A 26,157-nucleotide genomic window follows, 5' to 3' on the forward strand; every position below is an offset into this window, starting at 1 on the left:
GTGCGGTGGACCCCTGCGGCAGGCGCAACGTTCCTTCGACTGGACGCTTTGCAGCACGAGGCATACCCTTGGAGCCTTTCTGAAAACCGCCTAATAGGACCCGCCATGAGCCGCATTTTTGCAGACAACGCGCACTCCATCGGTAACACGCCCCTGGTTCAGATCAACCGTATCGCACCCCGTGGCGTGACCATCCTGGCCAAGATCGAGGGGCGTAACCCGGGCTATTCGGTGAAGTGCCGCATTGGCGCAAACATGATCTGGGACGCCGAAGGCACCGGCAAGCTCAAGCCGGGCATGACCATCGTGGAACCGACTTCCGGCAATACCGGTATCGGCCTGGCCTTTGTCGCCGCCGCCCGTGGCTACAAGTTGCTGCTGACCATGCCGGCGTCCATGAGTATCGAACGCCGCAAGGTGCTCAAGGCTCTCGGTGCCGAATTGGTCCTGACCGAGCCGGCCAAGGGCATGAAGGGCGCCATCGACAAGGCCGGCGAAATCGTTGCCAGTGACCCGGCCACCTACTTTATGCCGGCCCAGTTCGAAAACCCGGCCAACCCGGCCATCCACGAAAAAACCACCGGCCCGGAAATCTGGAACGACACCGATGGCGCCGTGGACGTGCTGGTGGCGGGCGTGGGCACGGGGGGCACCATCACCGGCGTGTCGCGCTACATCAAGAACACCGCAGGCAAGCCGATCCTGTCGGTGGCTGTCGAGCCGATGGTGTCGCCGGTGATCACCCAGGCCCTGGCCGGTGCCGAGATCAAGCCCAGCCCCCACAAGATCCAGGGGATTGGCGCCGGGTTCGTGCCGAAGAACCTCGACCTGTCGATGGTCGACCGCGTGGAACTGGTGACCGACGAGGAATCCAAGGCCATGGCCCTGCGCCTGATGCAGGAAGAGGGCATCCTGTGCGGTATTTCCTGCGGTGCCGCCATGGCCGTGGCCGTGCGCCTGGCCGAGAAGCCGGAAATGCAGGGCAAGACCATTGTGGTGATCCTGCCGGACTCCGGTGAGCGCTACCTGTCGAGCATGCTGTTCAGCGATTTGTTTACCGAGCAGGAAAACCAGGCTTGATTTATGTCAGCCGGTCAGCCTGGGCCTTCTGCATAATGGCCCAACTGTTTATCATGGCCGGCTGTCACGTCTGGCCTCCCGTCGCCGGGAGGCTGTTGGCCAGGCGCTTATTTCCAGGAGTTGCTGCATGACCTTTTCTTTGGCCGCCAAACTGTCGGTGTTGTTGCTGTTTATTGGCAGCACGCTGTATGTGCACCTGCGCGGCAAGGCCCGTTTGCCGATGTTGCGCCAGTTCGTCAACCATTCGGCGCTGTTCGCCCCCTATAACGCCTTGATGTACCTGTTTTCGGCCGTGCCGTCCAAGCCGTACCTGGACCGCAGCAAGTTCCCGGAACTGGACGTGCTCAAGGACAACTGGGAAGTGATCCGCGAAGAGGCCATGCACCTGTTCGACGAGGGTTACATCCGCGCCGCGGAAAAGAACAACGATGCCGGTTTCGGTTCGTTCTTCAAGAAAGGCTGGAAGCGTTTCTACCTCAAGTGGTACGACAAACCCCTGCCATCGGCCGAGGCGTTGTGCCCGAAAACCGTGGCACTGGTGAGCAGCATCCCCAACGTCAAGGGCGCGATGTTCGCGCTGTTGCCGGGCGGCAGCCACCTCAACCCGCACCGTGACCCGTTTGCCGGTTCCCTGCGGTATCACTTGGGCTTGTCCACGCCGAACTCCGACGACTGCCGCATCTTCGTCGACGGCCAGGTATACGCCTGGCGCGACGGTGACGACGTGATGTTCGATGAAACCTACGTGCACTGGGTGAAAAACGAAACCGACAAGACCCGCGTGATCCTGTTCTGCGACATCGAGCGTCCCCTGAGCAACCGCCTGATGACCCGCGTCAACCGCTGGGTCAGCAAGCAGTTGGGCCGCGCCACCGCACCGCAGAACCTGGATGACGAGCGCGTCGGCGGCATCAACCAGGCGTATGCCTGGAGCAAGACCTTCAGCGACAAGTTCAGCGGTGTGGTCAAGCAGTGGAAGCGCAAGCATCCGAAGGCTTACCGCATTGCGCGGCCGGTGCTGGCGGTAGTGGTGTTGGTACTGCTGTGGAAGTGGTTGTTCGGCTGATCTGAAGCGTTAGACGCGGTCAAAATGTGGGAGGGGGCTTGCCCCCGATGGCGGTATGTCAGTCAAAACATCTATGACTGATCCACCGCTATCGGGAGCAAGCCCCCTCCCACATTTGATCTCCTGTGTTCTTAAGAGGCAATCAACTGCCGCAGCACATAGTGCAGAATCCCCCCCGACTTGAAGTATTCCACTTCATTCAAGGTATCGATCCGGCACAGCACCTCGACCTTCTCGCTGCTGCCGTCCTCCCGGGTGATCACCAGCGTCAGGTTCATCCGCGGCACGATCTCTACCTCGGTCAGGCCGAGGATATCGATCTTCTCCTTGCCCGTAAGCTTCAACGCCTTGCGGTTCTGATCCAGCTTGAACTGCAGCGGCAGCACGCCCATGCCCACCAGGTTGGAACGGTGAATCCGCTCGAAACTCTCGGCGATCACCGCCTTGACCCCCAGCAGGTTGGTGCCCTTGGCGGCCCAGTCGCGGCTGGAGCCGGTGCCGTATTCCTGGCCGGCGATCACCACCAGCGGTGTGCCCGAGGCCTGGTACTTCATGGCCGCATCGTAGATCGGCATTTTCTCGCCGGTGGGGATGTACAGCGTATTGCCGCCTTCCTCGCCGCCAAGCATTTCGTTGCGAATGCGGATATTGGCGAAGGTGCCGCGCATCATCACTTCATGGTTGCCCCGGCGTGAGCCGTAGGAGTTGAAGTCACGCGGCTCCACGCCTTGCTCGCGCAGGTAGCGGCCGGCGGGGCTGTCGGTCTTGATGTTGCCGGCGGGGGAAATGTGGTCGGTGGTCACCGAGTCCCCCAGCAACGCCAGTACGTGGGCGCCCTTGACGTCTTTGATCACCGGCAGAGGCCCGGCGATGTCGTCGAAGAATGGCGGGTGCTGGATGTAGGTAGAGTCTTTTTGCCACACGTAGGTCGCGGCCTGTGGCACCTCAATGGCTTGCCATTGCTCGTCACCGGCAAATACCTCGGCGTATTCCTTGTGGAACATTCCGGTGCTGACCTGCGCAACGGCGTCGGCGATCTCCTGGCTGCTCGGCCAGATGTCCTTCAAATACACCGGATTACCCTGTTGATCGTTACCCAGCGGTTCGCTGCTGATATCGATGCGTACGGTCCCCGCCAAGGCGTAAGCCACCACCAGCGGCGGCGAGGCCAGCCAGTTGGTTTTCACTAATGGGTGCACGCGGCCTTCGAAGTTGCGGTTGCCGGACAGCACCGAGGCTACGGCGAGGTCGGCCTTCTGGATGGCTTTTTCAATCGGCTCGGGCAACGGGCCGGAGTTGCCGATGCAGGTGGTGCAGCCATAGCCCACGAGGTCGAAGCCAATTTTATCCAGATACTGGGTGAGGCCCGCGGCCTTGTAGTAGTCGGTGACCACTTTGGAACCGGGCGCCAGGGAGGTCTTCACCCAGGGTTTGCGCGTGAGGCCTTTCTCCACGGCTTTTTTCGCCACCAGCCCGGCGGCCATCATCACGCTGGGGTTGGACGTGTTGGTGCAGGAGGTGATGGCGGCGATCACCACGGCGCCGTTTTTCAGGCGATAGGTCTGGCCTTCGTATTCATAGTCGGTTTCGCCCACCAGGTCGGCGTTGCCCACGGCCACACCGCCGCCGCCTTCACTTTCCAGGCGGCCTTCTTCCTTGGTGGTGGGTTTGAACTGCAGGTCGAGGAAGTCGCTGAACGCCTGGCCGACATTGGGCAGGGACACGCGGTCCTGTGGGCGTTTCGGCCCGGCGAGGCTGGCTTCGACGCTGCCCATGTCGAGGGCCAGGCTGTCGGTGAACACCGGTTCCTGGCCAGTGTTGCGCCATAGGCCCTGGGCCTTGGTGTAGGCCTCGACCAGCTTCACGGTGGCAGCCGGGCGCCCGGACAGGCGCAGGTAGTCCAGCGTCACTTCATCCACCGGGAAAAAGCCGCAGGTGGCGCCGTATTCCGGGGCCATGTTGGCGATGGTCGCGCGGTCCGCCAGGGGCAGGTCGGCCAGGCCGTCGCCGTAGAACTCGACGAACTTACCCACCACGCCTTTTTTACGCAGCATCTGGGTGACGGTCAGCACCAGGTCGGTGGCGGTGATGCCTTCTTTCAATTTGCCGGTGAGCTTGAAGCCGATCACTTCCGGGATCAGCATCGACACCGGTTGGCCGAGCATCGCCGCTTCCGCTTCGATCCCGCCCACGCCCCAGCCGAGCACGCCGAGGCCGTTGATCATGGTGGTGTGGGAATCGGTGCCCACCAGGGTGTCGGGGAAGGCGTAGGTGCGGCCGTCCTCGTCCTTGGTCCATACGGTGCGGCCCAGGTATTCGAGGTTGACCTGGTGGCAGATGCCGGTGCCCGGCGGTACCACGCTGAAGTTGTCGAAGGCGCTCTGGCCCCAGCGCAGGAAGGCGTAGCGTTCGCCGTTGCGCTGCATTTCGATGTCGACGTTCTGCCCGAAGGCGTCGGCGTTGCCGAACTTGTCGACCATCACCGAGTGGTCGATCACCAGGTCCACCGGCGAGAGTGGGTTGATGCGCTGCGGGTCGCCGCCGGCCTTGGCCACGGCGGCGCGCATGGCGGCCAGGTCGACCACGGCGGGTACGCCGGTAAAGTCCTGCATCAGCACGCGGGCGGGGCGATACTGGATCTCACGGTCGGACTGGCGCTCTTTGAGCCAGGCGGCAATGGCCTTGAGGTCGGCGCCGGTGACGGTCTTGTTGTCTTCCCAGCGCAGCAGGTTCTCCAGCAGCACCTTGAGGGACATCGGCAGCTTATCCAGGTCACCCAGGCGCTTGGCGGCTTCGGGCAGGCTGAAATAGTGGTAGGTCTTGTCGTCGATTTCTAAAGTTTTAAGGGTACTCAGGCTATCAAGGGATGACATTACATGACTCCTTATGGTCCGCACGGCTACGGACCTGACGGGACGAACAGAGCTTTCAAACTAGCGCTGTTTTCAGTAGCTGGCTAATTACTGGACTCTATGGACAGAACCAAGGTTCCGAACTCGGCTATCATGCGCGCGTTTTCATGACAGGCATTGCGATAGCGCAACGTCAGTTGAGTCACCAGGAGAGTCGATGAACACCCTTTTTATGCACTGCCGCCCGGGTTTTGAGGGCGAAGTCTGTTCCGAGATCGCGGAACACGCCGCGCGCCTGAACGTTTCCGGCTACGCCAAGGCCAAGACCGGCAGCGCCTGCGCCGAATTTGTCTGCACCGAAGAAGACGGCGCCCAGCGCCTGATGCACGGCCAACGCTTTGCCGAGCTGATCTTCCCGCGGCAGTGGGCGCGCGGGGTGTTTATCGACCTGCCGGAAACCGACCGTATCAGCGTGATCCTCGCCCACCTGCGTGAATTCCCGGTGTGCGGCAGCCTGTGGCTGGAGATGGTCGACACCAACGACGGCAAGGAACTCTCGAACTTCTGCAAGAAATTCGAAGTGCACCTGCGCAAAGCCTTGTTGAACGCCGGCAAGCTGGTGGACGACCCGAGCAAGCCGCGCCTGCTGCTGACCTTCAAAAGCGGCCGCGAAGTGTTCATGGGCCTGGCCGAGTCGAATAACTCGGCGATGTGGCCGATGGGCATCCCGCGCTTGAAATTCCCCCGGGACGCGCCCAGCCGCTCGACCCTGAAGCTGGAAGAGGCCTGGCACCACTTTATCCCCCGCGACCAATGGGACGAGCGCCTGCATGGCGACATGACCGGTGTCGATCTGGGTGCGGCCCCTGGCGGCTGGACCTGGCAGCTGGTCAACCGTGGCATGCTGGTGACCGCCATCGACAACGGCCCCATGGCCGAAAGCCTGATGGACACCGGCCTGGTGCAGCACCTGATGGCCGACGGCTTTACCTTCGTGCCCAAGCAGCCGGTGGACTGGATGGTCTGCGACATCGTCGAAAAGCCGACGCGCAACGCGGCATTGCTGGAGACCTGGATCGGCGAAGGGCATTGCCGCGAGGCGGTGGTGAACCTGAAGTTGCCGATGAAGCAGCGTTACGCCGAGGTCAAGCGCCTGCTGGAGCGTATCGAAGACGGCTTCAAGGCGCGCGGTATTCGGGTAGAGATCGGCTGCAAGCAGCTGTATCACGACCGTGAAGAAGTGACCTGCCACCTGCGTCGGCTGGTGGATGTGAAGAAAACCAAGGCCCGCTAAACTGAGCGCCGGTTCCAGGAGTAGACAATGAGCGATATTTTCGACACCGCCGTGGATGGCACCCTCGACGCAACGGGCCTCAACTGCCCTGAGCCGGTGATGATGCTGCACCAGCACATCCGCGACCTGCCGCCCGGCGGCTTGCTCAAGGTGATCGCGACCGACCCGTCGACGCGCCGCGATATCCCCAAGTTCTGCGTGTTCCTTGACCATGAATTGGTGGATCAACAGGAGCAGGCCGGCACGTACCTCTACTGGATCCGTAAAAAGGCCGACTAACCCCGCGCCTTCTCCAGGCGAATGCGCCGGCGTGCACTGCGCGCCAGGCGCACCAGCAGCATCCCCGCCGCACAGCTCAAGCCCACGATCAGCCCTTGCCACAAACCGCTCGGGCCGCTGGGTTCGCCCAGCCAGTTGCTCAGCCCCAGGGCGTACCCCACCGGCAGCCCCACGCCCCAATAGGCAAACAGGGTCAGCACCATAGTGACGCGGGTGTCCTGGTAGCCCCGCAGGGCGCCGGCGGCGGTGACCTGGATCGAGTCACTGAACTGGAACAGCGCTGAAAACACGATCAGCGTCGAGGCCAGGTGGATGACGATGGGGTCCGGGGTGTAGATCGCCGCAATCTGCTCGCGAAACACCAGCATCAGGCTGCACGACAGGCAGGCGTACGCCAGCGCCGTGCCCATGCCGACCCCGGCGGCGAAGCGTGCTTCACGCGCCTCGCCACGCCCCAGGGCCTGGCCGACGCGCACGGTGACGGCCATGCTCAGGGAATAAGGGATCATGAACACCAGTGAGCTGACGTTCAGCGCGATCTGGTGCCCCGACACAACGGTGGCGCCCAGGCTGCCGAGCAGCAGGGCGATGACGGCAAAGATGCTCGATTCGGCAAAGATCGCGATGCCGATCGGCAGGCCAATCCCCAGTACGCGCTTGATCACCGACCACTGCGGCCAGTCGAAGCGCTTGAACAGTTCGCTGCTCTGGTAGGCGGCCCCCCAGCGGGTCCAGGCAGCCATGCCGAGCATCATCACCCACATCGCAATGGCCGTGGCCCAGCCGCAGCCCACGCCGCCCATGGCCGGCACGCCCAGGTGGCCGTAGATGAAGATGTAGTTCAGCGGAATATTCAGCGCCAACCCGCACAGGCCCATGGCCATGCTGGGCAGGGTGCGGCCCAGGCCATCACTGAAACAGCGCAGCACGTAGTAGAGGGCGATGGCCGGCATCCCGGCGGCGATGCCATGCAGGTAGCCCATGGTGGGGGCGATAAGGTCCGGCTCAACCTTCATGGCATGCAGGATCGGCTCGGCGCAGAGCAACAGCAGCGCGCCGATGATGCCGACCACCACCGCCAGCCACAGTGACTGACGCACCAACGGCCCGATTTCGCCGTAGTGGCCCGCCCCGTAGCGCTGGGCGACTTTCGGCGTGGTGGCCAGCAGCGTACCGGTCATCAGCAGGTACACCGGAATCCAGATCGAGTTGCCCAGGCCCACCGCCGCCAGGTCCTGGGGGCTGACGCGCCCGGCCATCACCGCATCGACGAAGCTCATGGCCGTGGTTGCCAGTTGGCCGATCATGATCGGCAGCGCGAGCGTCAGCAGGCCACCCACTTCCCGGCTGATGCGGGCGGGGCGGGTGAGGGGGGCAGTGGCAGTGTTCACGTACGCAAGTCCAGTCAAAAGGGTGCAAGGCCGCGGATTCTACGCCTTGACGTAACGGTCAGGAAAAAACCTGTGTTAGGGATTTGTAAGCGACCTGCCAGCCCCCTCCCACATTGAAGATCGCATCCCTGTACACTGCTGATCCGCCAAAGGAGCCTGCCATGTTGATTGTTGCCGACGAAAATATCCCGCTGCTCGATGAGTTTTTCCAAGGATTTGGCGAGATTCGCCGAGTGTCCGGTCGTTCCATCGACCGCGCCACCGTCGAACAGGCCGATGTGCTGCTGGTGCGCTCGGTGACCAACGTCAACCGCGCCCTGTTGGACGGCACGAAGGTGCGTTTTGTCGGCACCTGCACCATCGGCACCGACCACCTCGACCTCGATTACTTCAAGCAGGCCGGTATCCAGTGGTCCAGCGCTCCCGGCTGCAATGCGCGGGGCGTGGTGGACTATGTGCTGGGCAGCCTGCAAACCCTGGCCGAGATCGAAGGCGCCGACCTCAACCAGCGTACCTATGGCGTCGTCGGCGCCGGTGAAGTGGGCGGGCGCCTGGTCGAAGTGCTCAAGGGCCTGGGCTGGAACGTGCTGGTCTGCGACCCGCCGCGCCAGATCGCCGAAGACGGCGATTACGTCAGCCTCGAGCAGATCATCGAGCAATGCGATGTGATCAGCCTGCACACGCCGTTGACCAAATCCGGCAATGGTTCCACCTGGCACCTGTTTGATCGCGATCGGCTCAGCCGCCTCAAGCCCGGCACCTGGCTGATCAACGCCAGCCGTGGCCCGGTGGTGGACAACGCGGCCCTGCGCGACGTGCTGCTGGCGCGTGAAGACCTGCAAGCGGTGCTGGACGTGTGGGAAGGCGAGCCCGAGGTGGACGTCGACCTGGCCGACCTGTGTGTGTTGGCCACCCCGCACATCGCCGGCTACAGCCTTGATGGCAAGCAGCGCGGTACGGCGCAGATCTATCAGGCGTTCTGCTCGCACCTGGGCCAGGGGCCGAGCATTCAGCTGGGCGACTTGTTACCGCAACCGTGGCTGGCCGAGGTGCACTTGAACGCATCGACCGACCCCGCCTGGGCGCTGGCGACGTTGTGCCGCAGCGTGTACGACCCGCGCCGTGATGATGCGGATTTCCGCCGCAGCCTGGTAGGTACCGTCGAAGAACAACGCAAGGCGTTCGACGTGCTGCGCAAGCATTATCCGGAGCGTCGTGAAATCGACGGCTTGAAGGTGCGCATTGTGAATGGGGAGTCAGCGGTGTTAGCGCGCATCGTGTCCGCATTGGGCGCGGCAACCGTTTAAACACCGAACAAAAAACCCGGCCACCTGGGCCGGGTTTGAAAGAGCGTAGGCCCTTCAGCCTTGCTGGGCAGGCTTGACCAGTCGCTGTTCCAGCTCGCGGCACGCCTGCTGGATCATCTCTTCGGTAATCTGCACTTCGCGGCCCTGGGCGTCGATCACGGAGCAAGGCAAGTGCTGCGGTTGGCGGATCACTTCAATCTTGGCATCGCTGCTGTTTTGCAAGGTCATGGCCTGTCTCCTCATCAGGTTGTGTACCTACTGTATAGCCCCCGAGTGACCGCGCTGTTACAACTCCTTACGAGATCACCGGTTCGAACATCCAGTCCACCAGAAACCGCTGTGGATTTCCAGCCGGGCGTTAGACCGATAGCCTCTAGGGGCCAGCATCGGCGGGCATAATTAACCTGACTCATTGTTATTCGCGCAAGTTCCCCCCATGTAAGCAGGCAGGTACCAACCCTTTCCGATCAGGTGATGCCCTCCATGCTCTCAGTCCGTCAACGCCGTGCAATTCGCCTGGCCAGCCGCTTCATCGCGCCCTACCGCTGGCAGGCCCTCGGTGCCCTGGTCGCGCTGATCGTCACTGCGGGCATCACCTTGTCCATGGGGCAGGGCATTCGCCTGCTGGTGGACCAGGGCTTCATGACCCAGTCGCCGCACCTGCTCAACCAGTCCATCGGCCTGTTCATGGTCCTGGTGCTGGGCTTGGCCGTGGGCACGTTTGCGCGGTTTTACCTGGTGTCGTGGATCGGTGAGCGGGTGGTGGCGGACATTCGCCGGCAGGTCTTCAACCACCTGATCTACCTGCATCCAGGTTTCTACGAGAACAACCGCAGCTCGGAAATCCAATCGCGGTTGACCACCGACACCACACTGCTGCAATCGGTGATCGGCTCGTCGTTGTCGCTGTTCCTGCGCAATGCCTTGATGGTGATCGGCGGCATCGTGCTGTTGTTCATCACCAACCCCAAGCTCACCAGCATCGTGGTGGTGGCGCTGCCGCTGGTGCTGGCGCCGATCCTGATCTTCGGCCGTCGCGTACGCAGCCTGTCGCGCCTGAGCCAGGACCGTATCGCCGATGTGGGCAGCTACGTGTCCGAAACCCTCGGCCAGATCAAGACCGTGCAAGCCTATAACCACCAGGTCCAGGACGAGCAACGCTTTGCCGTGACCGTGGAAGAGGCGTTCACCACCGCCCGCAAACGCATCGCCCAGCGCGCCTGGTTGATCACCCTGGTGATCATGCTGGTGCTGGGTGCGGTGGGCGTGATGCTCTGGGTCGGAGGAATGGATGTGATCAGCGGGCGCATTTCCGGCGGCGAGCTGGCTGCGTTCGTGTTCTACAGCCTGATCGTCGGCAGCGCCGTCGGTACCCTGAGCGAAGTCCTCGGTGAACTGCAACGTGCCGCCGGTGCAGCGGAGCGCATTGGTGAGCTGTTGCAGTCGAGCAACGAGATCCAGGCGCCGGCCACGGGCAGCGTGCAGTTGCCCGAGCGGGTCAGCGGGCGCATGGAGCTGCAGGACCTGCGCTTTTCCTACCCTTCACGACCGGACAGCTACGCCATCGACGGCCTGAACCTGAGCATCAACCCCGGCGAAACCCTGGCACTGGTGGGGCCGTCCGGCGCGGGCAAGTCGACGCTTTTCGACCTGCTGCTGCGTTTCTACGATCCTCAGCAAGGCCGCATCCTGATTGAAGGCCAGGCGCTGACCGATCTCGACCCCCTGGACCTGCGTCGCCACTTCGCCCTGGTGTCCCAGAGCCCGGCGCTGTTCTTCGGCAGCGTCGAAGAGAACATCCGCTACGGCAACCCCACCGCTACCCGCGAGCAAGTCGAAGCCGCTGCCCGCATCGCCCACGCCCACGATTTCATCCTGCAAATGCCCGACGGCTACCAGACCCACCTCGGCGACGGCGGCATGGGCCTCTCCGGCGGCCAGCGCCAACGCTTGGCGATTGCCCGTGCGTTGCTGGTGGACGCGCCGATCCTGCTGCTGGACGAAGCCACCAGTGCCCTGGATGCCCAGAGTGAACACCTGATCCAGCAAGCGTTGCCGCAATTGATGCAAGGGCGTACCACGCTGGTTATCGCCCATCGACTGGCGACGGTGAAGAACGCTGACCGCATCGCGGTGATGGATCAGGGCAGGCTGGTGGCGGTGGGCACGCATCAGCAGTTGATTGCGAGCAATCCGTTATATGCGCGATTGGCGGCGTTGCAGTTCAGTGATGGGGTTGAGGAGAGCAGCGAACACTGAGTTTCGGTGCCGATAAAAAATGCCCGCATCTCTCAATGCGGGCATTTTCATTTCTGCTTTAAACCTTATTGATCATCAAAGTAGCGCTCATGCCAATCCACCAACGGCTGTGGTGAGTTGAGCTTCTGCCCGTAGATCACCGAATAAGACAACACGTTCTGCACATACTGGCGGGTTTCGTCGAACGGGATGCTTTCCACCCAGACGTCGAAGCTCAGGTGGTCGGCGCCGCGCAGCCATTGGCGTACGCGGCCGGGACCGGCGTTGTAGGCGGCGGAGGCGAGGACGCGGTTGCCGTTGAACTGGCTGTGCACCTGGCTCAGGTAAGCCGCGCCGAGCTGGATGTTTTTGTCCGGGTCCAGCACCTGGGCGGGTGAGGCCAGCGGGATGCTGAACTTGCGCGCGGTGTCCTTGGCGGTGCCGGGCATCAGTTGCATCAGGCCGCTGGCGCCGACGCCGGAGCGGGCGTCGTCCATGAAGGCGCTTTCCTGGCGGGTGATGGCGAATACCCAGCTGGAATGCAGGCCACGGACCTTGGCTTCGCGCACCAGGGTGTCGCGGTGGGCCATCGGGAAGCGGATGTCCAGGTCATCCCAGTACTGGGCCTGGCTGATGGTGCGGATCGCCGGGAAGTACCACTTCATGTCGTAGGCCAGCTTGGCCTGGGCGACCATTTCGTCACGGTTGAAATGGCGGCTGACGTGGTACCACTCGCGGCGGCCATCCACGATCTGGCCACGGGCGTAGAACTCAAGGGCACGGCGCACACCCGGGGTGTTACGCACTTTGTTGACCAGCGCCTGGCTCATCAGCAGCGGCTTGTTCTTCAACTGGTACGGCGCCTTGGAGCGATCGGCGGCCAGGAAGCCATAGAAGTCACGTTCCTGCGCGAGATTCTTGTACAGCACCAGGGCTTGCGGGTTTTTCGGCTCGGCCAGTTCCAGGCTGCGGGCCTGCCAGTAGCGCCAGCGGTTGGTGGTGGCCAAATCCTGCGGGAGTTTGCGCGTCAGTTGGTAGGCATCTTCCCAGCGGGCCAGGCGCAACAGCAGGCGCAGGCGCCATTCGGACACGGTGTTGTCGCGCAACTCGGGGTCGTACTTGGTCATCACCTCAAGCGCCCGCGGGTCGAAGCGCTTGGCCAGGGTCAGGCCGATTTCACGGGCGATTGCCACTTTTTCGTCACGGGAGAAGTGCATGCTGCTGGCGTAACCGTCGAGCAGGGCCATGGCCTTGTCCGGATCCTGGCGTGCCAGGCGGCGCAGGCCCAGGCCCACGGCGTCAGACATCGCCTCGGTGGCCGGCAGGAAGCGCGACGGGTCGCCGAGCATGTCGGGTTTTTGCGCCACGTCCACCATCAGGCGGCCCTGGGCGCCCAGGGTCGGCAGGGTTTTTACCAGGCTGTTGGCCAGCGGGTAATTGCGTGCTTCGGCGGCGAGTTTGGCGCGGTCCCAGATTTTTTGTTCAGTCAGTTGGCCGTCGGCGGCCCATTGGCTGAAGGTGGCATCGCAGGCGGCCGGCTGGGATTTGCCGGTCATCCACAGTTTTTCGGTGGTCTTGTAGCCTTCAGCCTTGAGGTTGTGGGTCAGTTGGAACTGACCGTGCAGGCAGTCCAGCTCGACGAAATTAAGCTTGGGGTCGTAGTACTTTTCAAAGGTCTGCCAGTCGCCACGGTCGGCCAACCAGCGCAACCAGCGCAGCTTCATCCAGTTGGCCTGGGGCAGGTCGCCGTTTTTGGCGAGGAATTGTTCGATTTCCTCGTTGCTGGCGGTCTTCAACCGGGCGGTCAGTTCGTCGTAGGCCAGGTAGGGCGTCAGCGGGTAGTCGGCCAGGGCCTGGCTGTATTGCATGTAGGGGCCGGTATCGCCCTTGGCCAGGGCGCGTTTGGCTTCATCGTAATATTGACGTTGGGTGGTGAGGTCCACGGCCTGGGCGGATTGAACGGCGGTGGCGGAAAGAAGCAGGCAAGATAAAAAGTTGAAAAGGCGACTGCGCATGAGACGTCCGTGCAGAGAAATCACGACTAGCACCGGCACCGCCGACACTGATTGCCCCTAGCTTAGCCTTTTGCCAGCGGCCGGCGAAAGCTTTGCCGGGTGGTTCGTTCAAGTTCTCCGGAAATGTCCTACAGAACGTGTCGGTAGCGAAAATGCTGGCCGCATCCCACCCTCAAGTCAGGTAGAATGCGCGCCCAGTTTTTGGAGAAGCGTATGACCCTGCTCAAATTCAGCGATGTGTCCCTTGCTTTCGGCGCTATGCCGTTGTTGGACAAGGTGTCCTGGCAGATCGCCCGTGGTGAGCGGGTGTGCATCATCGGCCGCAACGGCACCGGCAAGTCCAGCATGATGAAGCTGGTAAAGGGCGACCAGAAGCCCGATGACGGCTCTGTCTGGCGCGCCCCAGGCCTCAAGATTGGCGAATTGCCGCAGGAATTGCCGGTTGCCGACGGACGGACTGTGTTCGACGTGGTTGCCGAAGGCCTGGACGGTGTCGGTGAGTTGCTTGCGCAATACCATCACCTGGCCCAGAACTGCGTCACCGAAGCCGACCTGGACAAGCTGATGCACGTTCAGCAAGACCTCGAAGCCCGTGACGGCTGGCGCCTGCAGCAACTGGTCGACAGCACCCTGAGCCGCCTGCAGCTGCCGGCCGACAAGACCCTCGCCGAGTTGTCCGGCGGCTGGCGTCGTCGTGTGCTGCTGGCCCAGGCCCTGGTGTCCGAGCCGGACCTGCTGCTGCTCGACGAGCCAACCAACCACCTGGACATCGGCGCCATCGCCTGGCTGGAAGAAGCCCTCAAGGATTTCCAGGGCGCCGTGCTGTTCATCACGCATGACCGTTCCTTCCTGCAAAACCTCGCCACGCGGATCCTCGAGCTGGACCGTGGTGGCCTGATCGACTGGAACGGCGATTACGCCAGCTTCCTGGTGCACAAAGAGGCGACGCTGGCTGCCGAAGAAACCGCCAACGCGCTGTTCGACAAGAAACTGGCCCAGGAAGAAGTCTGGATCCGCCAGGGCATCAAGGCGCGTCGCACCCGTAACGAAGGCCGCGTGCGTGCCCTCAAGGCCCTGCGCGTAGAGCGCAGCGAACGTCGCGAGCGCACCGGCAAGGCCAATATCCAGCTGGATACCGCCGATAAGTCGGGCAAGCAGGTCATGGTGCTGGAGAACGTCAGCTTCCATCACCCGGATGGTCCGTTCCTGATCAAGGACTTCTCCATGGTCCTGCAGCGCGGCGACCGTATCGGCCTGTTGGGTGCCAACGGTACCGGCAAGACCACCTTGCTCAAGCTGATGCTCAATGGTCTGCAGCCGACCAGCGGCACGGTGGAAGAGGGCACGCGCATCGACGTGGCCTACTTCGACCAGTTGCGCCATCAGTTGGACCTGGAAAAGACCGTGATCGACAACGTCGCCGAAGGCCGCGACTTTATCGATATCGACGGCCAGAGCCGCCACGTACTCAGCTACCTGGGCGACTTCCTGTTCAGCCCGCAGCGTGCGCGTACACCCGTGAAGGCCTTGTCCGGTGGCGAGCGTGCGCGCCTGCTGCTGGCCAAGCTGTTCAGCAAGCCTGCCAACCTGCTGGTGCTCGACGAACCGACCAACGACCTCGACGTGGAAACCCTCGAGCTGCTGGAAGAGGTCCTGCTGACCTTCAACGGCACTGTGCTGATGGTCAGCCACGACCGGGCATTCCTCGACAACGTGGTCACCAGCACCCTGGTCTTCGAAGGTGAAGGCAAGGTGCGCGAATACGTCGGTGGTTACCAGGACTGGCTGCGTCAGGGCGGCTCGCCGCGTCTGTTGGGCGTGACCGAGAGCAAGTCCGGCAAGGCCGACCTGGCCTCGGCTGTGGTGGCTCCGGTGGAAGCGGCTGCACCGGCCCAGGAAGCGGCACCGGCGGCCAAGAAGAAACTCAGCTACAAGCTGCAGCGTGAGCTGGAAGCCTTGCCGGGTGATATCGACGCCAAGGAACAGCAGATCGCCGCGGTAGAAGCGGAAATGGCTGACGCAGGTTTCTACCTGCGCCCGGCGGCGGAAACCGCCAAGGTCATCGCCTCCCTGGAGACGTTGAACCAGGAGCTGGAAGTGCTGGTCGAGCGTTGGGCCGAGCTGGATGCCTGAGTGACCTTCGTGCAATAAAAAAGCCCGGCGCCCTAATATGGGCGCCGGGCTTTTTCATATGAAATGCGGTTCAAATGTGGCCTTAAGAGGTTTTTACCAGCCTGACGGCCAATACATCGCACGGCGCACCGTGCAGCACATCATTGGCAGTAGAACCCAGCAGCAACGCCAAACCATGACGGCCATGGCTGCCGACCACGATCAGGTCGCAATGCTGCTCCTTGGCCAGGTGGTGGATTTCCTGGCGCGGTTGGCCGTAGGTGAGGTGGGAGTTTTCCTTGGTCACTTCGGGGTATTTGACGATCAGGCGGTCAAGGCGCTCCTTGGCCTGGTCGAACTGTTGTTGCTGCAGTTGGGAGAGGTCCATGGGCACGTCGCCGCCAAAGGCCATGGCCATGGGCTCGACGATATGCACCAGTGACAGTTTTGCGCCACTGGCAACGGCAAACGCTCGGGCGCGCTTGATCACTGGATCGCACTCTTCGGTCAGGTCTACGGCGACCAGAATATGTTCGTAGGACATGGGGCGTTCCTCCAGGGGACTGCAATAGATTCAGTATGGCTGCTTTCAAGCGGATAGGGTTGCGTCAGGTCAAATCCGCTCATCAGAAAAATCGGGAGTACACATATGACGGTCTGGATAGTGGTGTCAATCCTTGTCGTGGTTCTGAGCCCCCTGGCATGGCTGCGCCCATCGCGCCATCAGAGCGGGCGCATGGCCCTGCGCATGGAGGCACGCCGCATCGGCCTGGCCATGCAACTGGCGCCCCAGGAATGGCCGCACTGGCTCAAGCAAGAGCCGCCGAGCCCCTGTGCGCAGTACTGCCGACCCCGGCGCGGCAGTATGCCGGCCGTTTGGAGCTACTGGCAGCTGGAGCCGGGCGTGTGGGTCAATCAGTGGCGCGAAGTATGTGTGGATGAGAAGTTGTTGCCGCATTTTGCAACGCTGCCGGCGAATGTCTACAAGGTCGAGGCCGACAAGCAAATGATCGCCCTTTACTGGGGCGAGAAGGGCGAGGCGAGCGACCTGCTGGCCATTGATACATTGCTCAAGGCCCTGGCCTGACACCTGTGTGTCAAACCCCAGGCAATAAAAAGCCCGAAAGCATCATCGGGCTGGAGTTGGCCAGGCAGGCCGGTAAATCCGGGTTTCCCGCGCCGGATGTTCATCCAGGCGCGTTACGGTTGTCGCTAGCCTAGCGGCATATCCGGTTCTGTACAGCGGTTTTCCCTATCTTTTTCATTATTGATTTCGTGAATAGTCGAATATTGACGAATCGCGGGCCTGGCCCCGGGGTTCTGAAATGACTGGAAAGTCGCGTTTTTCCTAGCCTTTCGAGCGATTGACAATTGCTCGGAATTGGATGAAGGTGGCGTACCCAAATCAAACGGGCGTATGAATTGAGCGTTTGTCTGTCAGACCGCTCATACAGAAACCCGACTATCGCATTGGCGGGTGTGCCTGGCGGATTGGCCTGAGCATTGACGAAATTATCAATGTCCAAGCATAGGCCAGCGTCCAATGTGTACTGTTCAGCTTCCATATCGTGGAGATCAGTTGATGATTTACGAAGGTAAAGCCATCACGGTTAAGGCTCTTGAAAGTGGCATCGTCGAACTGAAGTTCGACCTCAAGGGTGAGTCCGTCAACAAGTTCAACCGTCTAACCCTGAACGAACTGCGTCAGGCCGTAGACACCATCAAGGCTGATGCATCGATCAAAGGCGTGATCGTCTCCAGCGGCAAGGACGTGTTTATCGTCGGCGCTGACATCACCGAATTCGTCGACAACTTCAAGCTGCCCGATGCCGAGCTGGTGGCTGGCAACCTCGAAGCCAACAAGATTTTCAGCGATTTCGAAGACCTCAACGTACCCACCGTTGCCGCGATCAATGGCATCGCGCTGGGCGGCGGCCTGGAAATGTGCCTGGCGGCGGACTTCCGCGTCATGGCGGCCACCGCCAAGATCGGCCTGCCCGAAGTCAAGCTGGGCATCTACCCAGGCTTCGGCGGCACCGTGCGCCTGCCGCGCATCATTGGTGCCGACAACGCCATCGAGTGGATTGCCGCCGGCAAGGAAAACCGTGCCGAAGACGCACTGAAAGTCGGTGCCGTCGACGCCGTGGTGGCTGCGGACAAGCTGGCTGAAGCCGCGTTGAACCTGATCAAGGGCGCCATCAGCGGCGAATTTGACTACAAGGCCAAGCGTCAGCCGAAGCTGGAAAAACTCAAGCTCAACGCCATCGAACAAATGATGTCGTTCGAAACCGCCAAGGGTTTCGTGGCTGGCCAGGCTGGCCCGAACTACCCGGCGCCGGTTGAAGCGATCAAGACCATCCAGAAGGCCGCGAACTTCGGTCGCGACAAAGCCCTGGAAGTGGAAGCGGCAGGTTTCGTCAAACTGGCCAAGACCTCGGCGGCCCAGAGCCTGATCGGCCTGTTCCTGAACGACCAGGAACTGAAGAAAAAGGCCAAGGCCTACGACGAAATCGCCAAGGACGTGAAACAGGCTGCCGTGCTCGGCGCCGGTATCATGGGTGGCGGTATCGCCTATCAGTCGGCGTCCAAAGGCACGCCGATCCTGATGAAGGACATCAACGAGCACGGTATCGAACAGGGCCTGGCCGAAGCCGCCAAGCTGCTGGTCGGCCGCGTTGATAAAGGTCGCATGACGGCTGCGAAGATGGCTGAAGTGCTTAACGGCATTCGTCCTACGCTGTCCTACGGCGATTTCGGCCATGTCGACCTGGTGGTCGAAGCGGTTGTCGAGAATCCGAAGGTCAAGCAGGCGGTACTGGCTGAAGTTGAAGGCCACGTCAAAGACGACACCATCCTGGCGTCTAACACCTCGACCATTTCCATTTCGCTGCTGGCCAAGGCCCTCAAGCGTCCGGAAAACTTCGTCGGTATGCACTTCTTCAACCCGGTACACATGATGCCGCTGGTGGAAGTGATCCGTGGCGAGAAGTCCAGCGAGCTGGCGATTGCCACCACCGTTGCCTACGCCAAGAAAATGGGCAAGAACCCGATCGTGGTCAACGACTGCCCGGGCTTCCTGGTCAACCGCGTGCTGTTCCCGTACTTCGGCGGTTTCGCCAAGCTGGTCAGCGCCGGTGTGGACTTCGTGCGCATCGACAAGGTCATGGAAAAATTCGGCTGGCCTATGGGCCCGGCGTACCTGATGGACGTGGTCGGCATCGACACCGGCCACCACGGTCGTGACGTGATGGCTGAAGGCTTCCCGGACCGCATGAAAGACGACCGCCGTTCGGCGATCGACGCGCTCTACGAGGCCAAGCGCCTGGGCCAGAAGAACGGCAAGGGTTTCTACGCCTACGAGGCGGACAAGAAGGGCAAGCAGAAGAAAGTGGCCGACCCGTCGGTGCACGAAGTGCTGGCTCCGGTCATCTACGAACAGCGTGAAGTGTCCGACGAGGACATCATCAACTGGATGATGATCGCCCTGTGCCTGGAAACCGTGCGTTGCCTGGAAGACGGCATCGTTGAAACCGCCGCCGAAGCCGATATGGGCCTGGTGTACGGTATTGGTTTCCCTCCATTCCGTGGTGGTGCGCTGCGTTACATCGATTCGATCGGTGTGGCCGAGTTCGTTGCCCTGGCTGATCAATACGCTGATCTGGGCCCGCTGTACCACCCGACCGCGAAGCTGCGTGAGATGGCCAAGAACGGCCAGCGCTTCTTCGGTTAAGTGCCCAGACGACTAGAGCGAGAATATTTATGAGCTTGAATCCAAGAGACGTCGTGATTGTCGACTTCGGTCGTACGCCGATGGGCCGCTCCAAGGGCGGCATGCACCGCAACACCCGCGCTGAAGACATGTCGGCGCACCTGATCAGCAAACTGCTGGAACGTAACGTCAAGGTCGACCCGAACGAAGTCGAGGACGTGATCTGGGGCTGCGTCAACCAGACCCTGGAGCAGGGCTGGAACATCGCGCGCATGGCGTCGTTGATGACGCAGATCCCGCACACGGCAGCCGGCCAGACCGTCAGCCGCCTGTGTGGCTCGTCCATGAGTGCGCTGCACACCGCCGCCCAGGCGATCATGACCGGCAACGGTGATGTGTTCGTGGTCGGTGGCGTGGAGCACATGGGCCACGTCAGCATGATGCACGGCGTCGATCCCAACCCGCACATGTCGCTGTACGCGGCAAAAGCCTCGGGCATGATGGGCCTGACGGCGGAAATGCTCGGCAAGATGCACGGCATTACTCGTGAAGCCCAGGACGCGTTCGGCGTGCGTTCCCACCAGCTCGCCCACAAGGCGACCGTGGAAGGCAAGTTCAAGGATGAAATCATCCCGATGAACGGTTACGACGAGAACGGCTTCCTCAAACTGTTCGACTACGACGAAACCATTCGTCCGGATACCACCCTGGAAAGCCTGGCGGCCCTCAAGCCTGCCTTCAATCCAAAGGGCGGCACCGTGACGGCGGGTACTTCGTCGCAAATCACCGACGGTGCCTCGTGCATGATCGTAATGTCGGCGCAGCGTGCCCAGGACCTCGGCATCCAGCCGCTGGCGGTGATTCGCTCGATGGCGGTGGCGGGTGTGGACCCGGCAATCATGGGCTATGGTCCAGTACCGGCGACACAAAAAGCCTTGAAGCGCGCGGGCCTGACCATCTCCGATATCGACTTCTTCGAGCTCAACGAAGCTTTCGCTGCACAGGCCCTGCCGGTGCTGAAAGATTTGAAAGTGCTCGACAAGATGAACGAGAAGGTTAACCTGCACGGCGGTGCGATTGCCCTGGGCCACCCATTCGGTTGCTCCGGTGCGCGTATTTCCGGCACTTTGCTTAACGTGATGAAGCAAAATGGCGGTAACCTTGGGGTTGCAACCATGTGCATTGGTCTCGGCCAAGGCATCTCCACCGTCTTCGAACGCGTCTAAGCGTTGAGTCGACGGAAGCCGGGGCCCAGTGCCCCGGTTTTTGTTTTTTGGAATTTTTAATATTTTTTTCAACAAATTTTGTAAGGGGGCCAGAGCATGAAAGTCGAACCAGGGCTCTACCAACATTATAAAGGTCCGCAGTACCGCGTTTTCAGCGTGGCACGGCATTCCGAGACCGAAGAAGAAGTGGTGTTCTACCAAGCACTGTATGGCGATTACGGCTTTTGGGTGCGCCCCTTGAGCATGTTCCTGGAGACCGTCGAAGTTGACGGCGAGCAGGTCCCGCGCTTTGCTTTGGTCCAGGTCGAACCCAGTCTTTTTTCAGGGCAATAACGGCAGGTCGCGCAGAATGCTGCGCTTGACCTCACCTTGTTGCCACTATATATAGCGTTGCCGCGTCAGGCGCCAACTGCCTTTCACTTCTCGAATTCAGGAATTTTCCGATCCATGGGCAAATCGCTGGTCATTGTGGAATCCCCGGCTAAGGCCAAGACCATCAACAAGTACTTGGGCAACGAGTACGTGGTGAAGTCGAGTATCGGCCATATCCGAGACCTGCCCACCAGCGGTTCGGCTAGCGCCAGCAAGGAGCCTGCCGCCAAGCGCGGCAAGGCGGCTGCGGGCGAAGGTCCGGTGCTCACGCCTAAAGAGAAAGCGCGCAAGCAGCTGGTCTCGCGCATGGGTGTGGACCCGGATCATGGCTGGAAGGCCAAGTACGAAATCCTTCCGGGCAAGGAAAAGGTCATCGAAGAGCTGCGCCGGCTCGCCAAGGATGCCGACACCATCTATCTCGCAACGGACTTGGACCGCGAAGGGGAAGCCATTGCCTGGCACCTGCGGGAAGCCATCGGCGGTGATGACAGCCGCTACAAGCGTGTGGTGTTCAACGAAATCACCAAGAAAGCCATCCAGGAAGCCTTCTCCAAGCCGGGCGAGCTGGACATCGATCGCGTCAACGCCCAGCAGGCCCGTCGTTTCCTCGACCGCGTCGTGGGCTACATGGTCTCGCCGCTGCTGTGGGCCAAGATCGCCCGTGGCCTGTCCGCCGGCCGTGTGCAATCGGTAGCGGTCAAGCTGGTGGTGGAGCGCGAACGTGAGATCCGTGCGTTCAACCCCGAGGAATACTGGGAAGTCCACGCCGACCTGGGCACCGCCAAGGGCGCCAACGTGCGCTTCGAAGTGGCCCGTGAGAAAGGCGAGGCGTTCAAGCCGCTGAACGAAGCCCAGGCCATGGCCGCGCTGGAGAAGCTCAAGGCCTCCAGCTACAGCATCGTCAAGCGTGAAGACAAACCGACCAGCAGCAAGCCGTCGGCGCCGTTCATCACCTCCACCCTGCAACAGGCCGCGAGCAACCGCCTGGGCTTCGGGGTGAAGAAAACCATGATGATGGCCCAGCGTCTGTACGAAGCCGGCTACATCACTTATATGCGTACCGACTCCACCAACCTGTCGCAAGACGCGGTGGCGATGGCGCGTACCTATATTGAAAGCGAATTCGGCAAGAAGTACCTGCCGGAAAAACCGAACGTCTACAGCAGCAAAGAAGGCGCCCAGGAGGCTCACGAAGCGATTCGTCCTTCCGATGCCAACACCGAGCCAAGCAAGCTGAGTGGCATGGAGCGCGACGCTGAGCGCCTCTACGAGCTGATCTGGCGCCAGTTCCTGGCTTGCCAGATGCTGCCGGCGCAATACCTGTCCACTACCGTCAGTGTCGGCGCCGGGGACTTCGAGCTGCGCGCCAAGGGCCGTATCCTCAAGTTCGACGGCTACACCCGGGTGATGCCGCAGATCGCCAAGCCTGGCGATGACGATGTGCTGCCGGACATGGCCCAGGGCGACACGTTGAAGCTGATCAAGCTCGACCCGTCCCAGCACTTCACCAAGCCGCCGGCGCGTTATTCGGAAGCCAGCTTGGTGAAAGAGATGGAGAAGCGCGGTATCGGTCGTCCGTCGACCTACGCGGCGATCATCTCCACCATCCAGGACCGTGGCTACGTCGCGCTGCACAACCGTCGTTTCTATTCGGAAAAGATGGGCGATATCGTTACCGAGCGCCTGTCCGAGAGCTTCTCCAACCTGATGGACTACGGCTTTACCGCCGGTATGGAAGAGAACCTCGATGACGTGGCCCAGGGCGAGCGCGACTGGAAAAACGTGCTCGACGAGTTCTACGGCGACTTCAAGAAAAAACTCGAAGTGGCCGAAAGCCCCGAGAGCGGCATGCGTGCCAACCAGCCGGTGATGACCGACATCCCGTGCCTGACCTGTGGCCGTCCGATGCAGATTCGTACCGCATCCACCGGCGTGTTCCTCGGTTGCTCGGGCTACAGCCTGCCGCCGAAAGAACGCTGCAAGGCCACCGTCAACCTGGTGCCGGGCGATGAAATCGCCGCCGACGACGAGGGTGAATCCGAGTCGCTGGTACTGCGTGGCAAGCACCGCTGCCCGATCTGCAGTACGGCGATGGATGCCTACCTGCTGGACGAGAAGCACAAGCTGCACATCTGCGGTAACAACCCGGATTGCGACGGCTACGAGATCGAAGAGGGCAGCTACCGCATCAAGGGCTATGAAGGCCCGAGCCTGGAATGCGACAAGTGCGGCAGCGAGATGCAGCTCAAGACCGGCCGCTTCGGCAAGTTCTTCGGTTGCACCAACCCGACCTGCAAGAACACGCGCAAACTGCTGAAAAGCGGTGACGCGGCGCCGCCGAAGATGGACCCGGTAAAGATGCCGGAACTCAAGTGCGAGAAGGTCAACGACACCTACATCCTGCGTGACGGCGCCTCGGGCCTGTTCCTGGCGGCCAGCCAGTTCCCGAAAAACCGCGAGACCCGAGCGCCGTTGGTGCTGGAGATCGTGCCGCACAAGGACGAGATCGATCCGAAGTACCACTTCCTGTGTGAAGCGCCGAAGAAGGACCCGGATGGTCGCCCAGCCGTGATCCGCTACAGCCGCAAGACCAAGGAGCAGTACGTGCAGACCGAAGTGGACGGCAAGCCAACCGGCTGGAAAGCGTTCTACGACGGTGGCAAGTGGAAGGTCGAGGACAAGCGCCAGGGCGCTTGACCCGTCGGATGCGCTGAAGATCCAATGTGGGAGGGGGCTTGCCCCCGATAGCGGTATATCAGTCGACATGTGTATGACTGATGCTTCGCTATCGGGGGCAAGCCCCCTCCCACATTTGGATCTGTTTGGATCTGAAAGTCGAGTTTTGACCCGCATAAGCAGCGGTTTATTGCACTTGCAGTAGGCTCGGCTGATCCGTGACACTGTTCAGCCAGCATCACGCTTATTCGTTGTGGAGATTGCCGTTATGGCCAACGAGCTCTATACCCGTACCAATCAGAAAATTTATTTTGCGGGTTTGTCCCTGGAAGCCCTTGGCCGTGCCGAGGAGGGGAAGGAGATGAACGCGATCGCGCTGGTCCAGGCCGGGCGTGAAGCCGCGTTGTTCCACCTGTATGGTGCGTTACTGGGCTTGTGTCATGAAATCGCCGGGTTCTACCGCTTGCCCCAGGCCGGTTCGCCCCGTGCGGAAATGATCATGAATCGTGAGGTGCTGGAAAGCATGGCGATCCCTGAGCTGGCCGAGTTGGTGGAAATGGCGCAGAGCCCTGACAGCTGGGTCGCGCGTCTGCTTAAGGCCCATGCGGATATGTTTCAGCCACCCCGTGTTCCCCATGTGCCCAAGGGCGATGTGACCCAGCCCTTGATCGTGGCGGTAGCGCTGGAAGAGGAAGAGCCCGAGCCACTGAGTCGCGAAGAGTTGGAAGGCTGGCGTCAGGCGCTGAAAAAGATGGCATTGCGCTTTCGTGAAGGTTTGAACGAGTGCTGAACGTTGGTCGGATTCACATGGCACCGTTCATCAAGCCGTAAAGAAACCTCTTCAGATCCTCAGCGAGGCCGGGCGGATGACTGATATAATCCCGGCCTTTCGTGGAGAACAGACTTTTATGCCGACGTCCTTTCTGGAAATTGTTGAGTTGCCTGACGGCCGAATCGAGCTGCGCCGGGCCGAGGACGAAGGTTCTCTGGTTATCCTGGATTTTTCCGAGGACGCCAAGGTGTTCCTGCAGGGCCAGCACGTGGAAGTGGCAAAAGCCATGTTGAGCGTTGGTGTGCAGATGGCCGGCCGCCTGGCAGAAGGCGAGCCCGAGAAAGAAGACGGCCCGCGCGTTCTTCACTGAGTGTGGCAAGTGGGTTCGCTGTTGTGGCAAGCCCGCTCACCACAACAGGCCCCCTCCACAGGGATAGCCTGCGGCACACAGAATTAACCCAATCGAATATTCAAGCTCTGTGCATCGCCGGTACGCGCTGCGCTGATCAGCTGTGCCTTGGCAGTGGCATTCAGCGGGTTGAGCCAGCTCACCACGGTGTGGCTACGGCCCAGGCGCAAGGCTTCACAGGTTAACTGCTGAGCACTTTGCGCACCGCGGGGTTGCAGCAACAGGATGCGCTCGCGATTAAGGCCGGCATCCCGCAGCCAGGCCTGGGTCAGGCTGGCGGGCGGGGCGATCAGCGTCAACCAGCGTGCATCCTGTTCCTCGCTCAGTTCACGAAGGATCGGCGCCAGCAGGCTCAGGCAGCTCCCGGCCGCACCGCGCAACGACAGTTCACTGAACGCCTCAGGTTCGGCGCTCCAGGGCGCCTCGACCGTTTCCTTGAGGATGGGCGCAAGGGGTTGGGCCATAAAGGCCTCGAACAGCGACAGTTGTGTGTGTTGGGGGGTGTGCACGAGCTGCATGATGCCTCCTTTAGCGGCGAATGACGCCGACGCTCAGGCCTTCGATCACCAGGTCCTGATCTTTCAGGTTCACTTCAATCGGGGCGAACTCAGGGTTCTCGGCCAGGAGCCAGACCTTGCTGCCTTCGCGCTTGAAGCGTTTGACGGTGACTTCATCGCCGATACGGGCGACGACGATCTGGCCATTACGGGCTTCGCGGGTAGTGTGGACGGCCAGCAGGTCGCCATCGAAGATCCCTACGTCCTTCATGCTCATGCCGTGCACCCGCAACAGGTAGTCGGCGCGAGGATGGAAGAAGGTCGGGTTGATGTTGCAGGATTCCTCGACGTGCTGCTGCGCCAGGATGGGCGCACCGGCGGCGACGCGACCGATGATCGGCAGTGTCGATTCGTCGGCCTTGGCTTCGAAGCCAGGGATGCGAATACCCCGTGAAGCACCGGGGGTCATCTCGATCGCTCCTTTGCGAGCGAGGGCCTTGAGGTGTTCTTCGGCGGCGTTGGGGGACTTGAACCCCAGTTCCAGCGCAATTTCCGCTCGTGTCGGCGGGTAGCCGTTGTCATCGAGGCAGCGCTTGATAAAAGCCAGAATCTCAGCTTGGCGTGGCGTCAGTTTTAGCATGTTGATCGCTCTGTCTTTTTATACAGTGACTGGGATTATATACAGTGGACTGCACTTGGCAATCATCCTTTTCTGCGCCTCCGCTGGACGGTCATTCGTCAAGTGTCCTACAAGGCAGAGATAGCGCTGCCTACAGACCTGGGAGTATGTGATTAAATAGCGATGAAATAGATGACTGCCCGGCCGGAAAGCGAACTTGCAGGCTTGACAAGACACACCCTG

The 26,157-nt window shown here is 61.3% G+C and carries 21 protein-coding genes; 14 read left to right on the forward strand and 7 right to left on the reverse strand.

All coding sequences use genetic code 11. The features are described 5' to 3' along the window. The first annotated feature begins 105 nt into the window (after positions 1–105). Positions 106–1,080 carry a cysteine synthase A gene (gene cysK / locus B9N88_RS09450; protein ID WP_027604255.1) on the forward strand — a complete coding sequence of 325 codons (975 nt, stop codon included), beginning with the start codon at positions 106–108 and terminating at the stop codon, positions 1,078–1,080. Positions 1,081–1,207: 127 nt separating this feature from the next. Then, positions 1,208–2,146: an aspartyl/asparaginyl beta-hydroxylase domain-containing protein gene (locus B9N88_RS09455; protein WP_027604254.1), complete on the forward strand. Its 939-nt coding sequence runs from the start codon at positions 1,208–1,210 to the stop codon at positions 2,144–2,146. 131 nt (positions 2,147–2,277) lie between these two features. On the opposite strand, the gene acnA is transcribed toward B9N88_RS09455, so the two are convergent. Continuing rightward, positions 2,278–5,019, reverse strand: coding sequence for an aconitate hydratase AcnA (gene acnA, locus B9N88_RS09460; RefSeq protein WP_027604253.1), 2,742 nt, complete (start codon positions 5,017–5,019; stop codon positions 2,278–2,280). A 196-nt stretch (positions 5,020–5,215) separates the two neighbouring features. Between acnA and rlmM the strand changes: the two genes are divergently transcribed. Continuing rightward, positions 5,216–6,292, forward strand: a complete 1,077-nt coding sequence (gene rlmM, locus B9N88_RS09465; RefSeq protein WP_027604252.1) for a 23S rRNA (cytidine(2498)-2'-O)-methyltransferase RlmM — start codon at positions 5,216–5,218, stop codon at positions 6,290–6,292. 27 nt (positions 6,293–6,319) lie between these two features. After that, positions 6,320–6,571, forward strand: a complete 252-nt coding sequence (gene tusA, locus B9N88_RS09470) for a sulfurtransferase TusA (RefSeq protein WP_027604251.1) — start codon at positions 6,320–6,322, stop codon at positions 6,569–6,571. On the opposite strand, the gene B9N88_RS09475 is transcribed toward tusA, so the two are convergent. Beyond that, positions 6,568–7,962 carry an MATE family efflux transporter gene (locus B9N88_RS09475; protein WP_027604250.1) on the reverse strand — a complete coding sequence of 465 codons (1,395 nt, stop codon included), beginning with the start codon at positions 7,960–7,962 and terminating at the stop codon, positions 6,568–6,570. The two genes, tusA and B9N88_RS09475, sit on opposite strands and share 4 nt — an antisense overlap. 161 nt (positions 7,963–8,123) lie before the next feature. Here B9N88_RS09475 and pdxB point away from each other — a divergent pair, with 161 nt between their 5' ends. Beyond that, entirely contained in the window at positions 8,124–9,269 is a 1,146-nt protein-coding gene (gene pdxB, locus B9N88_RS09480; protein WP_027604249.1) for a 4-phosphoerythronate dehydrogenase PdxB, read from the forward strand. A gap of 54 nt (positions 9,270–9,323) precedes the next feature. Here the strand turns inward: pdxB and B9N88_RS32660 are convergent, their stop codons facing one another. Further along, positions 9,324–9,497, reverse strand: a complete 174-nt coding sequence (locus tag B9N88_RS32660; protein ID WP_027604248.1) for a PA1571 family protein — start codon at positions 9,495–9,497, stop codon at positions 9,324–9,326. Positions 9,498–9,743: 246 nt separating this feature from the next. Here B9N88_RS32660 and B9N88_RS09485 point away from each other — a divergent pair, with 246 nt between their 5' ends. Next, the gene (locus B9N88_RS09485) at positions 9,744–11,528 is read left to right on the forward strand and encodes an ABC transporter transmembrane domain-containing protein (protein ID WP_166655311.1); all 1,785 of its coding nucleotides are present in this window, start codon (positions 9,744–9,746) and stop codon (positions 11,526–11,528) included. A 65-nt stretch (positions 11,529–11,593) separates the two neighbouring features. Here B9N88_RS09485 and B9N88_RS09490 read toward each other — a convergent pair whose 3' ends face one another. After that, entirely contained in the window at positions 11,594–13,522 is a 1,929-nt protein-coding gene (locus tag B9N88_RS09490) for a transglycosylase SLT domain-containing protein (protein WP_027604246.1), read from the reverse strand. Between the two features lie 213 nt (positions 13,523–13,735). Between B9N88_RS09490 and B9N88_RS09495 the strand changes: the two genes are divergently transcribed. Then, a complete protein-coding gene (locus B9N88_RS09495) occupies positions 13,736–15,655 on the forward strand; it encodes an ATP-binding cassette domain-containing protein (protein WP_027604245.1) in 1,920 nt (639 codons plus the stop codon). Positions 15,656–15,737: 82 nt separating this feature from the next. On the opposite strand, the gene B9N88_RS09500 is transcribed toward B9N88_RS09495, so the two are convergent. Then, entirely contained in the window at positions 15,738–16,178 is a 441-nt protein-coding gene (locus B9N88_RS09500) for a universal stress protein (protein WP_027604244.1), read from the reverse strand. 105 nt (positions 16,179–16,283) lie between these two features. On the opposite strand from B9N88_RS09500, the gene B9N88_RS09505 reads away from it, so the two are divergent. The 7 genes from B9N88_RS09505 to B9N88_RS09535 all read left to right on the forward strand — a co-directional run bounded on the left by B9N88_RS09505 (position 16,284) and on the right by B9N88_RS09535 (position 24,759). Next, positions 16,284–16,721, forward strand: a complete 438-nt coding sequence (locus tag B9N88_RS09505) for a hypothetical protein (RefSeq protein ID WP_027604243.1) — start codon at positions 16,284–16,286, stop codon at positions 16,719–16,721. A 495-nt stretch (positions 16,722–17,216) separates the two neighbouring features. Further along, on the forward strand, positions 17,217–19,364 hold the full coding sequence (gene fadB / locus B9N88_RS09510; protein ID WP_027604242.1) for a fatty acid oxidation complex subunit alpha FadB: 2,148 nt from the start codon (positions 17,217–17,219) through the stop codon (positions 19,362–19,364). A 29-nt stretch (positions 19,365–19,393) separates the two neighbouring features. After that, complete coding sequence (fadA, locus tag B9N88_RS09515; RefSeq protein WP_026136849.1) at positions 19,394–20,569, forward strand: acetyl-CoA C-acyltransferase FadA; 1,176 nt, start codon at positions 19,394–19,396, stop codon at positions 20,567–20,569. A gap of 96 nt (positions 20,570–20,665) precedes the next feature. Then, positions 20,666–20,902 carry a DUF1653 domain-containing protein gene (locus B9N88_RS09520; protein ID WP_027604241.1) on the forward strand — a complete coding sequence of 79 codons (237 nt, stop codon included), beginning with the start codon at positions 20,666–20,668 and terminating at the stop codon, positions 20,900–20,902. A gap of 114 nt (positions 20,903–21,016) precedes the next feature. Further along, positions 21,017–23,638 (forward strand): type I DNA topoisomerase, encoded by a 2,622-nt coding sequence (gene topA / locus B9N88_RS09525; protein WP_027604240.1) that lies wholly within the window; start codon positions 21,017–21,019, stop codon positions 23,636–23,638. A gap of 247 nt (positions 23,639–23,885) precedes the next feature. Continuing rightward, positions 23,886–24,407, forward strand: a complete 522-nt coding sequence (locus B9N88_RS09530) for a DUF6586 family protein (RefSeq protein ID WP_027604239.1) — start codon at positions 23,886–23,888, stop codon at positions 24,405–24,407. A 118-nt stretch (positions 24,408–24,525) separates the two neighbouring features. After that, positions 24,526–24,759: a hypothetical protein gene (locus tag B9N88_RS09535; protein ID WP_010212068.1), complete on the forward strand. Its 234-nt coding sequence runs from the start codon at positions 24,526–24,528 to the stop codon at positions 24,757–24,759. Positions 24,760–24,842: 83 nt separating this feature from the next. Here the strand turns inward: B9N88_RS09535 and sulA are convergent, their stop codons facing one another. Together sulA and lexA are read right to left on the reverse strand one after the other, a co-directional pair. Beyond that, on the reverse strand, positions 24,843–25,316 hold the full coding sequence (gene sulA, locus B9N88_RS09540; protein ID WP_027604238.1) for an SOS-induced cell division inhibitor SulA: 474 nt from the start codon (positions 25,314–25,316) through the stop codon (positions 24,843–24,845). A 10-nt stretch (positions 25,317–25,326) separates the two neighbouring features. Further along, the gene (gene lexA, locus B9N88_RS09545) at positions 25,327–25,935 is read right to left on the reverse strand and encodes a transcriptional repressor LexA (RefSeq protein WP_003172575.1); all 609 of its coding nucleotides are present in this window, start codon (positions 25,933–25,935) and stop codon (positions 25,327–25,329) included. Positions 25,936–26,157: the final 222 nt, after the last annotated feature.

The sequence above is a fragment of the Pseudomonas sp. LAMO17WK12:I1 genome (assembly GCF_900177315.1).
Lineage (GTDB): Bacteria > Pseudomonadota > Gammaproteobacteria > Pseudomonadales > Pseudomonadaceae > Aquipseudomonas > Aquipseudomonas marginalis.

Excerpts from the sequence above, each read along its gene's own strand:
- cysK (WP_027604255.1), top strand. The coding sequence starts at position 106 with ATGAGCCGCATTTTTGCAGACAACGCGCACTCCATCGGTAACACGCCC.
- B9N88_RS09455 (WP_027604254.1), top strand. The coding sequence starts at position 1,208 with ATGACCTTTTCTTTGGCCGCCAAACTGTCGGTGTTGTTGCTGTTTATT.
- acnA (WP_027604253.1), bottom strand. The coding sequence starts at position 5,019 with ATGTCATCCCTTGATAGCCTGAGTACCCTTAAAACTTTAGAAATCGAC.
- rlmM (WP_027604252.1), top strand. The coding sequence starts at position 5,216 with ATGAACACCCTTTTTATGCACTGCCGCCCGGGTTTTGAGGGCGAAGTC.
- tusA (WP_027604251.1), top strand. The coding sequence starts at position 6,320 with ATGAGCGATATTTTCGACACCGCCGTGGATGGCACCCTCGACGCAACG.
- pdxB (WP_027604249.1), top strand. The coding sequence starts at position 8,124 with ATGTTGATTGTTGCCGACGAAAATATCCCGCTGCTCGATGAGTTTTTC.
- B9N88_RS32660 (WP_027604248.1), bottom strand. The coding sequence starts at position 9,497 with ATGACCTTGCAAAACAGCAGCGATGCCAAGATTGAAGTGATCCGCCAA.
- B9N88_RS09485 (WP_166655311.1), top strand. The coding sequence starts at position 9,744 with ATGCCCTCCATGCTCTCAGTCCGTCAACGCCGTGCAATTCGCCTGGCC.
- B9N88_RS09490 (WP_027604246.1), bottom strand. The coding sequence starts at position 13,522 with ATGCGCAGTCGCCTTTTCAACTTTTTATCTTGCCTGCTTCTTTCCGCC.
- B9N88_RS09495 (WP_027604245.1), top strand. The coding sequence starts at position 13,736 with ATGACCCTGCTCAAATTCAGCGATGTGTCCCTTGCTTTCGGCGCTATG.
- B9N88_RS09500 (WP_027604244.1), bottom strand. The coding sequence starts at position 16,178 with ATGTCCTACGAACATATTCTGGTCGCCGTAGACCTGACCGAAGAGTGC.
- B9N88_RS09505 (WP_027604243.1), top strand. The coding sequence starts at position 16,284 with ATGACGGTCTGGATAGTGGTGTCAATCCTTGTCGTGGTTCTGAGCCCC.
- fadB (WP_027604242.1), top strand. The coding sequence starts at position 17,217 with ATGATTTACGAAGGTAAAGCCATCACGGTTAAGGCTCTTGAAAGTGGC.
- fadA (WP_026136849.1), top strand. The coding sequence starts at position 19,394 with ATGAGCTTGAATCCAAGAGACGTCGTGATTGTCGACTTCGGTCGTACG.
- B9N88_RS09520 (WP_027604241.1), top strand. The coding sequence starts at position 20,666 with ATGAAAGTCGAACCAGGGCTCTACCAACATTATAAAGGTCCGCAGTAC.
- topA (WP_027604240.1), top strand. The coding sequence starts at position 21,017 with ATGGGCAAATCGCTGGTCATTGTGGAATCCCCGGCTAAGGCCAAGACC.
- B9N88_RS09530 (WP_027604239.1), top strand. The coding sequence starts at position 23,886 with ATGGCCAACGAGCTCTATACCCGTACCAATCAGAAAATTTATTTTGCG.
- B9N88_RS09535 (WP_010212068.1), top strand. The coding sequence starts at position 24,526 with ATGCCGACGTCCTTTCTGGAAATTGTTGAGTTGCCTGACGGCCGAATC.
- sulA (WP_027604238.1), bottom strand. The coding sequence starts at position 25,316 with ATGCAGCTCGTGCACACCCCCCAACACACACAACTGTCGCTGTTCGAG.
- lexA (WP_003172575.1), bottom strand. The coding sequence starts at position 25,935 with ATGCTAAAACTGACGCCACGCCAAGCTGAGATTCTGGCTTTTATCAAG.